Annotated in this window: 16 protein-coding genes; 14 read left to right on the top strand and 2 right to left on the bottom strand. The window is 57.2% G+C overall.

Translation table 11 applies throughout. The features are described 5' to 3' along the window. The first annotated feature begins 11 nt into the window (after positions 1-11). The 11 genes from GBK02_RS05200 (at position 12) to slmA (ending at position 8,367) form a co-directional block, all read left to right on the top strand. On the top strand, positions 12-1,238 hold the full coding sequence (locus tag GBK02_RS05200) for a type II secretion system F family protein (RefSeq protein WP_203468687.1): 1,227 nt from the start codon (positions 12-14) through the stop codon (positions 1,236-1,238). Beyond that, on the top strand, positions 1,238-2,086 hold the full coding sequence (locus GBK02_RS05195) for an A24 family peptidase (protein ID WP_203468686.1): 849 nt from the start codon (positions 1,238-1,240) through the stop codon (positions 2,084-2,086). Before GBK02_RS05200 ends, GBK02_RS05195 begins: the two co-directional genes overlap by 1 nt. Before the next feature lie 70 nt (positions 2,087-2,156). After that, the gene (locus tag GBK02_RS05190; protein WP_203468685.1) at positions 2,157-2,411 is read left to right on the top strand and encodes an FmdB family zinc ribbon protein; all 255 of its coding nucleotides are present in this window, start codon (positions 2,157-2,159) and stop codon (positions 2,409-2,411) included. Then, on the top strand, positions 2,411-3,025 hold the full coding sequence (locus tag GBK02_RS05185; protein WP_203469305.1) for a DUF502 domain-containing protein: 615 nt from the start codon (positions 2,411-2,413) through the stop codon (positions 3,023-3,025). Before GBK02_RS05190 ends, GBK02_RS05185 begins: the two co-directional genes overlap by 1 nt. 17 nt (positions 3,026-3,042) lie before the next feature. Further along, positions 3,043-4,842, top strand: a complete 1,800-nt coding sequence (gene aspS / locus GBK02_RS05180; RefSeq protein ID WP_203468684.1) for an aspartate--tRNA ligase — start codon at positions 3,043-3,045, stop codon at positions 4,840-4,842. 6 nt (positions 4,843-4,848) lie between these two features. Next, positions 4,849-5,205: a ribonuclease domain-containing protein gene (locus tag GBK02_RS05175; protein ID WP_203468683.1), complete on the top strand. Its 357-nt coding sequence runs from the start codon at positions 4,849-4,851 to the stop codon at positions 5,203-5,205. Positions 5,206-5,208: 3 nt separating this feature from the next. Continuing rightward, positions 5,209-5,637, top strand: coding sequence for a barstar family protein (locus tag GBK02_RS05170; protein ID WP_203468682.1), 429 nt, complete (start codon positions 5,209-5,211; stop codon positions 5,635-5,637). After that, positions 5,634-6,086, top strand: a complete 453-nt coding sequence (nudB, locus tag GBK02_RS05165; RefSeq protein WP_203468681.1) for a dihydroneopterin triphosphate diphosphatase — start codon at positions 5,634-5,636, stop codon at positions 6,084-6,086. Before GBK02_RS05170 ends, nudB begins: the two co-directional genes overlap by 4 nt. 65 nt (positions 6,087-6,151) lie before the next feature. After that, positions 6,152-7,039 (top strand): acetylglutamate kinase, encoded by an 888-nt coding sequence (gene argB / locus GBK02_RS05160; protein WP_203468680.1) that lies wholly within the window; start codon positions 6,152-6,154, stop codon positions 7,037-7,039. Between the two features lie 38 nt (positions 7,040-7,077). Beyond that, on the top strand, positions 7,078-7,719 hold the full coding sequence (locus GBK02_RS05155; protein ID WP_203468679.1) for a pyrimidine 5'-nucleotidase: 642 nt from the start codon (positions 7,078-7,080) through the stop codon (positions 7,717-7,719). Between the two features lie 39 nt (positions 7,720-7,758). Then, on the top strand, positions 7,759-8,367 hold the full coding sequence (slmA, locus tag GBK02_RS05150; RefSeq protein WP_203468678.1) for a nucleoid occlusion factor SlmA: 609 nt from the start codon (positions 7,759-7,761) through the stop codon (positions 8,365-8,367). Between the two features lie 48 nt (positions 8,368-8,415). Here slmA and hemB read toward each other — a convergent pair whose 3' ends face one another. Together hemB and yihA are read right to left on the bottom strand one after the other, a co-directional pair. After that, positions 8,416-9,417, bottom strand: a complete 1,002-nt coding sequence (hemB, locus tag GBK02_RS05145) for a porphobilinogen synthase (protein WP_203468677.1) — start codon at positions 9,415-9,417, stop codon at positions 8,416-8,418. 130 nt (positions 9,418-9,547) lie between these two features. Continuing rightward, complete coding sequence (gene yihA, locus GBK02_RS05140; protein ID WP_203468676.1) at positions 9,548-10,231, bottom strand: ribosome biogenesis GTP-binding protein YihA/YsxC; 684 nt, start codon at positions 10,229-10,231, stop codon at positions 9,548-9,550. 109 nt (positions 10,232-10,340) lie between these two features. Here yihA and GBK02_RS05135 point away from each other — a divergent pair, with 109 nt between their 5' ends. The 3 genes from GBK02_RS05135 (at position 10,341) to GBK02_RS05125 (ending at position 12,378) form a co-directional block, all read left to right on the top strand. Beyond that, the gene (locus GBK02_RS05135) at positions 10,341-10,976 is read left to right on the top strand and encodes a cytochrome c (protein ID WP_203468675.1); all 636 of its coding nucleotides are present in this window, start codon (positions 10,341-10,343) and stop codon (positions 10,974-10,976) included. Between the two features lie 126 nt (positions 10,977-11,102). Further along, positions 11,103-11,534 (top strand): CBS domain-containing protein, encoded by a 432-nt coding sequence (locus tag GBK02_RS05130; protein ID WP_203468674.1) that lies wholly within the window; start codon positions 11,103-11,105, stop codon positions 11,532-11,534. A 1-nt stretch (position 11,535) separates the two neighbouring features. Next, entirely contained in the window at positions 11,536-12,378 is an 843-nt protein-coding gene (locus tag GBK02_RS05125) for an HDOD domain-containing protein (protein ID WP_203468673.1), read from the top strand. The last annotated feature ends 5 nt before the right edge of the window (positions 12,379-12,383 follow it).

Genomic DNA, 12,383 nt, shown 5'->3' with positions numbered 1-12,383 from the left:
AAAAGTGGATTATGGCTACCGCCGCCAAACCGAAAGCCTCGGCAGTCAAGGAGTCCCCTTTTTTATGGGAAGGCAAGAATCGCGACGGAAAAACCGTACGCGGAGAAATGCGTGCGGCAAGCGAGTCCGTCGTCCAGACTACACTGCGGCGCCAAGGCATCACGAATGCAAAGATCAAAAAAGTCCGCTTCAAAAGTGGCGGTCGGATCACTGGCAAGGATATCGCCCTGTTCACCCGGCAATTGGCGACCATGATGAAGTCAGGCGTCCCCCTGCTCCAGTCGTTTGATATTGTCGGAAGAGGGCACTCAAACCCAGCCGTAGGAAAACTGCTTCTCGACATCAAGGCAGATGTCGAGACAGGCAGTTCACTTTCTCAAGCATTTCGAAAATACCCACTGCAGTTCGACGCCCTCTACTGCAATTTGGTCTCAGCCGGTGAACAGGCCGGCATTCTGGATAGCCTTCTAGATCGCCTAGCGACTTACCAAGAAAAAATCATCGCTATCAAGAGCAAGATCAAGTCAGCCTTGTTCTATCCGATCGCAGTTATTGTCGTGGCATTCATTATTACTGCCGTGATCATGATCTTCGTCATTCCGGCATTTAAAGATGTTTTCAAAAGTTTTGGTGCAGACCTGCCTGCACCAACATTGATTGTGATTGCCATATCGGATTTTTTTGTCGCTTATTGGTGGGCCATATTCGGGCTTATCGGCGGAGGTCTGTACTTCTTTATCGAAAGCTGGCGCCGCTCCGAAAAAATACAAATCGTCATGGACCGCCTGCTGTTGCGTGCACCAGTCTTCGGAGAAATAGTCCGAAAATCCGTTATTGCCCGGTGGACCAGAACATTGGCAACCATGTTTGCGGCAGGCGTTCCTCTCGTTGAGTCACTCGACTCGGTGGGTGGTGCTGCCGGCAACCACGTGTACAAAATTGCGACAAAGCAGATTCAAGGCGAAGTATCCACAGGTACCAGCCTGACCACGGCAATGCAGAACGTGAACATTTTCCCGAATATGGTGACACAAATGGTTGCGATCGGAGAAGAATCCGGAGCTCTGGACTCAATGCTTTCCAAGGTTGCTGACTTCTTTGAACAGGAAGTCGATGATGCGGTCGAGGCCATGTCCAGTCTGATGGAACCCATCATCATGGTCGTTCTGGGTACACTGATCGGCGGCATGGTGGTTTCAATGTACCTCCCCATATTCAAACTTGGTTCAGTTGTCTGATGCTTCCTGACTCACTTGCTGTTCTTGCCGGCATGGCAGCCGTATTGGGCTTGTGTATCGGCAGCTTCCTGAACGTCGTGATTCACCGACTCCCCAAAATGATGGAGCTCGATTGGCACGCACAGTGCGCCGATTTGCAGGGAAAACCAGTGTCGACCGGGGAAGCGCTCAGTTTGTCGAAACCTAGCTCCCGTTGCCCGGCGTGCGGTCATTGCATTACGGCCAGTCAAAACATTCCGGTTATCAGCTATCTGTTGCTCAAAGGAAAATGCGCGTCCTGCCACACGAAAATCTCGATTCGCTACCCTGTTATTGAATTCATCACCGGAGCCCTTTCCGCCTTCACGGTTTGGCACTTCGGTCCTAGCCTGCAGGCTCTGGGGGCTCTGTTTCTGATCTGGATGCTGATCGGGCTAGCAGCGATCGACTTTGATACACAACTACTCCCTGATTCCATGACGCTTCCACTGCTCTGGTGCGGACTGGCGCTGAATATCACAGGCACATTCACGGATCTGCCATCGGCCGTAATTGGCGCAATGGCTGGCTACCTAGCACTCTGGTCTGTTTTCTGGCTATTCAAACTGGCGACCGGCAAAGAAGGCATGGGATATGGTGACTTCAAACTGCTCGCCGCCCTCGGTGCATGGCTTGGCTGGCAGATGCTGCCGACCATCATCCTCCTCTCCTCCGTGGTTGGCGCCGGCGTCGGCATTACCTTGATCATTGCAGCACGACATGGACGCAACGTCCCCATCCCATTCGGCCCTTATCTGGCCGCGGCAGGCGGCATCGCCCTGTTTTGGGGAACGGAGCTGACACACCGTTACCTTGAACTGATCTACTGAAATATCAGTCTCAGCCCTGACATTGGCTCTAGCATCTCTCGGTTATAATTCAAGGTTTTGGAGGAATCACATGCCGATTTACGAGTATCGCTGCGACTCCTGCGGCGCCCAGAAAGAACATCTTCAAAAGATGAGCGATCCGCAGCTCACCACATGCCCGGCCTGCGGTAAGGAAAGTTACAGCAAGCTGCTGTCGGCCGCTGGTTTTCAGCTCAAGGGCAGCGGCTGGTATGCCACAGACTTCAAAGGCGGCAGCAAGCCAGCTGACAGCACCCCACCCTGCCAGGGCGGATCGGGAGCATGCACTCCGTGCGGGGCCAATTGATCAAACGTTACTTCATTACCGGGCTACTCATCTGGGTCCCCCTGGTCATTACCGGGTGGGTGCTGTCGACCATAGTCAGCGCACTCGACCAGTCACTGCGGCTCCTGCCCGAGTCAATTCATCCTCAACACCTCTTCGGCTTCGCCATTCCTGGCGCTGGCGCACTGTTAACGTTGGGCATGATCCTGCTGACCGGACTGCTGGCAGCCAATTTCATCGGACAAAAACTGGTGGTCTGGTGGGAAAAACTTCTGGCCCGCATCCCTGTCGTGAATTCGGTCTACAACAGCGTCAAGCAGGTTTCAGACACGCTCTTCTCGCCTAACGGCAATGCTTTCCGCAAGGCAGTCCTGGTTCGCTACCCGCACCAGGGAAGCTGGACCATTGCCTTTCTGACGGGGCAGCCCGGTGGTGACGTTGTCAACCACCTTGATGGCGACTATGTCAGCGTTTATGTTCCGACGACCCCTAACCCGACCTCCGGCTTCTTCCTGATGATGCCATCCAGCGAAGTACAGGAGCTCGACATGACGGTCGACGAAGCCCTGAAATACATTATCTCGATGGGGGTCGTGGCACCGCCACCCAACCCGCGCGTTATCACCAACACCTGAATCAACCGGAAAGCTTCATGCGTACCCATTACTGCGGACAACTCAATGCCGCCCTCGACGGGCAAATCGTCACCCTGTGCGGCTGGGCCCATCGTCGGCGCGACCACGGCGGCGTTATCTTCATCGACCTGCGCGACCGCGAGGGTCTGGCGCAAGTCGTTTGCGACCCTGACCGCCCTGAAATGTTCGCCATCGCCGAATCCGTACGCAACGAGTTCTGCCTGAAAATCACCGGCAAAGTTCGTCCGCGTCCGGCCGGCACGACCAATGCTAACCTGGCATCCGGCGAAATCGAAATCCTGTGCCAGGAAATCGAAGTGTTGAACGCCTCGGTCACCCCGCCGTTCCAACTCGACGAAGACAATCTGTCGGAAAACGTTCGCCTGACCCATCGCGTCATCGACCTGCGTCGCCCGCAGATGCAGAACAACCTGATGCTGCGCTACAAAACTGCGCGCGCTTTCCGTCGCTTCCTCGACGACAACGGCTTCATCGACATCGAAACGCCGATGCTGACCAAGTCGACCCCGGAAGGCGCTCGTGACTATCTGGTTCCGTCGCGCGTCCATGACGGCCAGTTCTTCGCCCTGCCGCAATCCCCGCAACTCTTCAAGCAGCTGCTGATGGTCGCCGGTTACGACCGCTACTACCAGATCGTCAAGTGTTTCCGCGACGAAGACCTGCGCGCCGACCGCCAACCAGAATTCACCCAGGTCGATATCGAAACCTCGTTCATGAGCGAGGCTGAAATCACAGCCCTGATGGAAAAGCTGATCCGCACCGTGTTCAAGGAAGCAATCGACGTGGACCTGCCGGAATTTCCGCGCATGACCTACGCCGAAGCCATGCATCGCTTCGGTTCAGACAAGCCGGATTTGCGCGTCACCCTCGAACTGACCGAAGTCACCGATGCCTTCAAGGATGTCGCCTTCAAGGTCTTTGCCGGTGTCGCCAACAGTGCTGGCGGCCGTATTGCGGCCATGCGCATTCCGGGCGGCGCTACGCTGACCCGCGGCGAGATCGACGCCTACACCCAGTTCGTCGGCATCTACGGCGCCAAGGGTCTGGCCTACATCAAGGTCAACGACGTCACGCAAATCAACGAAACCGGCCTCCAGTCGCCAATCGTCAAGAATCTTTCCGAAGCCTCGCTCAAGGCCGTCATCGAACGCACCGGCGCGCAATCCGGCGACCTGATTTTCTTCGGCGCCGACAAGGCCAAGATCGTCAACGACGCCCTCGGCGCACTGCGCATCAAGATCGGCCATGAAAAGGGCTTCGTCACCGGCGCCAAGTGGGCTCCGCTGTGGGTCATCGACTTCCCGATGTTTGAATACGACGACGAATCCAAGCGCTGGACCGCCTGTCACCACCCGTTCACCAGCCCGAAGGACGAGCACCTGCAGTTCCTCGAAACGGATCCGGGCAAGTGCCTGGCCAAGGCCTACGACCTGGCGCTGAACGGCTGGGAACTGGGGGGCGGCTCGGTTCGTATCCACCGTTCCGAAGTACAGGAAAAGGTTTTCTCGGCCCTCAACATCGGCCCGGAAGAACAGCAAGCCAAGTTCGGCTTCCTGCTCGACGCGCTCAAGTACGGTGCTCCACCGCACGGCGGCCTGGCCTTCGGCCTGGACCGTATCGTCACGATGATGACCGGTGCCGAGTCGATCCGCGACGTGATCGCCTTCCCGAAAACCCAGCGTGCCCAATGCCTGCTAACCGACGCACCGTCCCCGGTCGACGAAAAGCAACTGCGTGAATTGCACATCCGCCTGCGTCAAAAGGTGGAAACGCAGGTCGACGTCCCCAAGGCCTAAAGCAAGATGATGATCTGGATGCGCTTCCTGCTGGTCGCCTGGCTGGCCATCGGAAGCGCATTTGGCTTCACTTGGGGCAATACTGCGGTCGACGGCATTCCCGTTGGTGATTTGCCGATCGAGGCTCGCCAAACACTGCGTCTGATCAAGGATGGGGGGCCTTTCCCCTTTCCCCGTGACGGCATTGTTTTCGGCAATTTCGAAAAGCGCCTGCCGCTGCAAAAACGTGGCTATTACCGTGAATACACGGTCAAGACACCGGGCGTCCGCAGTCGCGGAGCACGCCGGATCATTGCCGGAAACAGCGACGAGTTCTACTACACCGAGGACCACTACGCGTCCTTCCGGCGCATACGGGAGTAAGCGATGACCCAGCCTCTCACCCTGCGGGCCGAGCATAACGGGGTGTATTACCTCTCCGCCGAACGTCGCCCCGCCTTCGAGGCTCAGGCCCAAGCCGGCCAGCAAAGCATCCAGACGATTGACCTGGCTCGCCACTCAACGATTTCCGGCGCACTCAAGAAAATCGGCAGCACCCTGCACTTTCCTGCCTGGTACGGCGCAAATCTGGATGCTTTGTTCGACTGCCTGACCGATGCCGAATGGCTGACAGAAAATGGACGGATCATCTCGATCTTTGGCACGCAACGACTCTGCGCGGCCCAACCGGAAGCCTTCGCGACATTACTCGAAGTGCTGCAATCGGCCGCCGAAACGCTGCGTACGGACAGCATTCTGTTCTGGGTTCTGCTCGACACCCCCAACCCGGCCCTGAACACCCTGCCCGAGGCATGAGCGAGTACAAGCAACCGGTTTCGGTGCTCGTCGTCATCTATACCCCGGCGCTCGATGTACTGCTCCTCGAGCGGGCGGCTCACCCAGGCTTCTGGCAATCGGTAACCGGCAGCCGGGAAGGCAATGAAGCGCTGATCGACACCGCCCGCCGGGAAGTCGGCGAAGAAACCGGCATCAATACCAATCTTCACCAGCTGACCGACTGGCAACAGACCAACATCTTCGAGATTTTCCCGCAGTGGCGGCATCGCTATGCGCCTGGCGTCACCGAGAACACTGAACATGTTTTTGGCCTTCAGGTTGCCAGCAAGCTGAAAATCACCACCGCACCGAACGAGCATCGTGACTGGACCTGGATGCCTTGGCAAACCGCGGCCGAGCGCTGCTTTTCGTGGACCAACCGCGACGCCATCCAGGCACTGCCGACACTCCTCAATCTGAAACCCTGATTCGCCTTCCACCGCTGCGGCATTTTTCTTTGTACAATCCGCGGCGATTCCAACCGGAGCCCGCCATGAGCATTGAAAACCTCACCCCAGGCACCAAGGCCGCCGTCCTGGCCGAAGCCCTGCCTTACATCAAGCGTTTCCACGGCAAGACCATCGTCGTCAAATACGGTGGCAACGCCATGACCGACGAACACCTGAAAAGCTGTTTCGCGCGCGATGTCGTACTGCTCGAACTGGTCGGCTTCAACATCGTCGTCGTCCATGGCGGCGGACCGCAAATCGAGAACCTGCTCGGCCGCGTCGGCAAGAAGGGTGAGTTCATTCAGGGCATGCGCGTCACCGACGCCGAGACCATGGAACTGGTTGAAATGGTCCTCGGCGGCCAGGTCAACAAGGACATCGTCAACCTGATCAACCAGCATGGCGGCAAGGCCGTCGGCCTGACCGGCAAGGATGGCAATTTCATCCGCGCCAAGAAGCTGATGCTGGAAAACAAGGATCACCCCGGAGATCTGATCGACGTCGGGCAAGTTGGCGAGATCACCTCGATCGATCCTTCGCTGATCGACCACCTCGACAAGGGTGCTTTCATTCCGGTGATCGCCCCGATCGGCGTCGGTAAGGATGGCGAGACTTACAACATCAATGCCGACGTCGTTGCCGGCAAGATTGCCGAAGTCCTCAAGGCCGAAAAACTGGTGCTGCTGACCAACACCCCGGGCGTGCTCGACAAGGAAGGCAAGCTGATCACCGGCATCACACCGAAGCAGATCGACGAAATGGTCGATGATGGCACGCTGTCCGGTGGCATGCTGCCGAAGATCGGCTCGGCACTGGATGCCGCCCGCAACGGCGTCAAGGGCGTGCACATCATCGATGGCCGCGTCGAACATGCCTTGCTACTCGAAATCCTGACCGACCACGGTGTCGGAACAATGATCAAGTCGCACTGATCCCCAAGCCCGCCCAGCGGGCTTTTTTATTGCCCACCATGATGCACAACCCCGTTTGGCTATTCGATCTCGACAACACGCTGCACAACGCCTCGGCGCACATTTTCCCGCACATCAATCTATCGATGCGGCAATACATTGAACGCCACCTGAGCGTCGACGAAGATGAAGCGAACCGCATTCGCCAGGACTACTGGACACGCTACGGCGCAACCATGCTCGGCATGATGCGACACCATGGCACCGACCCGCAGCACTTCCTGGAGGAAACCCACCAATTTCCCGAGCTTCAGCGCCAACTTGTCTTTCAGCGCGCCACCTTGCACATGCTGCAGCGACTACCTGGCAAGAAAATTCTCTTTTCGAATGCGCCAGGACATTACGCCCATGAAATCCTCCGCCTGACCGGACTGGACAAGCATTTTGCTGCGGTCTACGCGGTTGAAAACCTTAAATTCAAACCCAAGCCGATGCTGCAGGGATTTCGCACCCTGCTTCGCCAAGAGCACCTGAATCCACGCCGTTGCATCATGGTCGAAGACAGTCTGGTCAATTTGGTCAGCGCCAAAAAGCTGGGCATGAAAACGGTGTGGGTAAGTGCTGGCTCACGTCACTCACCTTTTGTTGACGTCAAGATTCGCTCCGTCCTGCAGTTGCCGCAACGTTGCGGTCGACTATAATTTCCGGACAAAAATCAAGGAATCGAGAGGGGATGATCGATGGCCGTCAAACCGGGCGAACGCCGCCTGCAAATTCTGCAAACACTCGCCGAGATGCTGGAAGTACCCAAAGGCGAAAAGATCACCACGGCAGCACTGGCTGCCAAGCTTGACTGTTCGGAGGCGGCGCTTTACCGCCATTTCGCCAGCAAGGCCCAGATGTATGAAGGCCTGATCGAGTTCATTGAACAAAGTCTTTTTGGCGTCATCAACCAGATCACCGCCGAAGAAAGCCAGGGCTTCAATCAGGTTGAGCAAATTCTCAGCCTGCTACTGCGCTTCGCCCAGAAAAATCGGGGCATGACCCGCGTCCTGATCGGTGACGCATTGGTCAATGAAAACGAACGTCTGCAACAGCGGATCAATGCCCTGCTCGACAAACTGGAAGCGGCCCTCAAGCAGGCGCTACGTATTGCCGCCACCCAGGACAACCTGAAAGCCGATGCCGATTTCGCCTCACTGGCCAACCTGCTGCGCTGCTATGCCGTTGGCCGCTGGGAACAATACGCGCGCAGCGGGTTCACCCGCGAACCGCTGGCCCAGTGGCAACAGCAGTGGCCAATGCTTTATTTCGCCTGCCTGTCGCAGTCAGGTGCACCGGGCGGGTAAACGCAAAAAGGGCGGCCTGGGCCGCCCTTTTTAAAGGCTGCCAACCGCTCAGCGCTGCAGGTATTCAGCCGCATCCAGTGCAAAGTAGGTCAGGATGCCATCGGCACCGGCTCGCTTGAAAGCCAGCAAGCTTTCCAGTACGCAAGCCTTCTCGTCCAGCCAGCCATTCTGGGCAGCCGCCTTGAGCATCGCATACTCACCGCTGACCTGATAGGCATAGGTCGGCACCTTGAATTCCTCTTTGACCCGACGAACGATGTCGAGATACGGCATGCCAGGCTTGACCATGACCATATCGGCACCCTCCTCCAGATCCAGCGCCACTTCCTTGAGCGCCTCGTCGGTATTAGCCGGATCCATCTGGTAAGTGTACTTGTTGCCCTTGCCCAGATTGCCCGCCGAACCGACGGCATCGCGGAAGGGGCCGTAGAAGGCCGAGGCATATTTGGCGGAATAAGCCAGGATGCGCGTATAGATTTGTCCGGCCTGATTCAGCTCGGCACGAATACGGCCGATACGCCCATCCATCATGTCGGAAGGTGCAACCACATCAGCCCCGGCCTGGGCATGACAAAGTGCCTGGCGAGCCAGCACCTCCAGGGTTTCATCATTCAGCACATAGCCACTTGCATCGATCAGGCCATCCTGACCGTGACTCGTGTAGGGATCGAGTGCCACGTCGGTAATAACGCCCAGCTCGGGGAATTCACGCTTGAGCGCCTGGACGACGCGCGGCACCAGGCCGCTATCGTTATAAGCCTCTTCGGCGCCAAGCGATTTCAAGGGTGCATCGATCACCGGAAATAGGGCCAGGGCGGGAATTCCCAGTTTGACTGCACGCTCAGCCGTTTTCAGCAGGATATCCAGCGATTGACGCTCGACACCGGGCATCGAACCAACCTTCTCGACCCGCCCTTCACCCTCCAACACGAAAACAGGGTAAATAAAGTCGTCGACCGTAAGAACCGACTCCCGCATCAGGCGACGGGAAAAATCGTCACGCCGCATCCGGCGCATACGAGTAGCGGGGAATTGTCCGGTAGCACTCATGTTTCAACCTCGAAAAAATCAGCGAATATTTTCCAGCAGCGCGGAACTTTTGGCATTGACACACGTCAGAGTCTGCAGATGGCTCGCGCTGTCTCCCGCTTCACCTCCCTGAGCGGGCGCTCTGACCACGTCAGGGCATTTTTGCCCCCGGCCCCCCCTTAGCCGGGGGCACTTTGTTTTTTGGCTTCGGCGCAACAACAGCCGGGCGCTTGTATTCCATATCCAGCCAGCCAGCCAGCACCTCCTCGGCATCCTCAACCCCCATCTTCTTCAGACTGGAAAAGAGTTGCACAGAGTACAGGGCCGCATCGCCCCAGGTCGCCACTTCGGCCTTCACCGAACGCAGCACCTTGGTTTGCTGCTGTCGACTGAGCTTGTCTGCCTTGGAAAGCAGAATATGAATCGGGCGACCGGTCGGCCGGAACCAGTCGATCAACTTCAGATCAAGATCCGTCATCGGACGACGGATATCCATGATGACCACCAAACCGGCCAGTTGGTCGCGTTCGCTGAGATATGGCCCAATCAGCCCTTCCCACTGCGAACGAATCGCTTCGGGCGCCTTGGCGTAGCCATAACCAGGCAAGTCGACAAAGTACTTGCCCTCGGCCAAGGTAAAATAATTCAGGTGCTGGGTTCGCCCCGGCGTCTTGCTGACGAAAGCCAGACGCACGCGACCGGCCAGGGTGTTGATGGCAGAAGATTTACCGGCATTGGAGCGGCCTGCGAAGGCTACTTCCCGAACAGAGTCGGCGGGTAAATCACGGAGATTGGCAACGGTGGTTAAGAAAACCGCCTTTTGGAACAGAGGCATAAAAAACTCGGAAGACCCGCCAACGCGGCGGAGAACTGCTATAGAATAGCAGGTTTGTAACTTCAGTCCCGGTCAAAAGCGCCTCGAGATGCGCACAAGGAGTTCGAAAATGATCCGTACAGCGGCAATGGCAGTCCTTCTCGCCACCAGTTTCATCGCCAACGCTTCCGAAGAAGCCAAAACCAAAGCCGACCCTGCCAAGGGCAAGGTTATTGCCGAGACCGTTTGTGTCGCCTGTCACGGCGCCGACGGCAACAGCGCCGCTTCAGCCAATCCGCATCTGGCTGGCCAGGTTGAAGAGTACATCTACAAGCAACTGAAGAATTTCAAGGCTGCCGATGGCAAGCCGGCTGCCCGCAACAACCCGATCATGGGTGGCATGGCCGCACCGCTTTCTGACGACGACATGAAAAATGTCGCCGCCTGGTTTGCCAGCCAGAAAGCCAAGCCGGCATCTGCCAAGGATGAAACCAAGATTGCTCTGGGCCAGAAACTGTGGCGCCAAGGCGACTACAAGAAGGGCGTTCCTGCCTGTGCAGGCTGTCACGGCCCGGCTGGCGCAGGTCTGCCGGCACAGTATCCGAAGCTGGCTGGCCAGTTCCCGGAATACACCGAAGCCCAACTGAAAGCATTCCGCGCCGACGAACGCGCCAACGACCCGGAAAAAATGATGCGCACGATCGCCGCCAAGCTTTCGGACGTTGAAATCAAGGCCGTATCGGAATACGCCGCCGGCCTGCGTTAAGCCAAGGCAGAAAACCCAATGCAAAGGCAGCTTCGGCTGCCTTTTCTTTTTTGACCTTGGCAGGTAGAACACAGCGGGATAGACTGCAGAAGCAAGAACACGCTCACCCGACAGAGGAGACATCCCGTGAAAACACTTAAGCAAATGCTTGCCAGCAAAGACCGCCCTCTGGCAGTCGTAGCACCAAGCGACACCGTTTTTCACGCGCTCAGCGTGATGGCCAAGCACGATGTTGGCGCCCTACTGGTTCTGGATGGCGAACAACTGGTCGGCATCTTCTCGGAACGCGACTACGCTCGAAAAATCATCCTTCACGGCAAGACATCGAAAGACACCCAAGTACGCGAAATCATGAGCGACAAGGTGGCTTACGTGACACCAGCGGCAAGCCTGGATGAATGCATGGCCCTGATGACCGAGAAACATTTCCGGCATCTGCCCGTGCTGAATGACGATAGCAGTGTCGCCGGCATGATTTCGATTGGCGACCTGGTCAAGGAAACCATCAGTTCCCAGCAATTTCTGATTGCCGAACTGGAACGCTATATTTCAGGCTGAAATGGACGTCGACCGCAGCAAGCATTTCTCGATCCTGGACGAAATCGCCCGCAACCTTTGTGGGCACCTCAATTTCCCGACCTGCCTTGACGCTGCGGTACTCGTCCGCAATGTACTGAACGACCCGAATGCCACCACGGAACGGGTCGCTCAGGTCGTCAGTGTCGAGCCCCTGATTTCGAGCAAACTTCTGCGCCTGGCAAATTCGGCAAGCTACAACACCAGCGGCCGGCAAATCAGCGACCTGGCCAGCGCCATCAGCCGCCTGGGCTTTGAGGTTGTGCGCACAACCTCGCTGGCTGTGGCGCTGGACCAGATGTTGCGCTCGAGAAACCTGGCCAGCTTTACCGACATTGCCCGAAACGCCTGGGAACACTCCCTGCAGGTTGCCGCCATCGCCCGCGTACTGGCTCGCCGCCTTGGTCGCATCAATCCGGATCAGGCGATGCTGGCCGGGCTGGTGCACGATATCGGGATTTTTTATCTCCTGTACTGCGCAGCGGAATTTCCTGAATACAGCAACGACAGAAGCCACATGCTTGAATTGCTGATCGGCTGGCATGGCAGCATTGGCGAAAGCCTGTTGCACGTTCTCGGTCTGCCAGAAAACATCACCACCGCAGTCCGTGAGCACGACCGGTTGCAGAACGTCGAAACCCCCTGCTCCGTTAGCGATGTCTTGTATTTTGCCAACCTGCTTGCCGGTTGCGACCACGACTGGCTCGAAGCCGGCCTGCCCCCGGAGGAGTCGGCGCTCCGCAAAATTGACCAAGAACGCTTTGCCGATTTGATCGAAGATGCAGAAGAAGACATCAAGGAACTAAAACAGGCTCTCGCAGCCTGAACCGG

Source organism: Dechloromonas sp. TW-R-39-2, assembly GCF_016864195.1.
GTDB lineage: Bacteria > Pseudomonadota > Gammaproteobacteria > Burkholderiales > Rhodocyclaceae > Azonexus.
The sequence above is the reverse complement of the archived record's forward strand: the minus strand, read 5'-3'. Positions and strand labels throughout refer to the sequence as shown.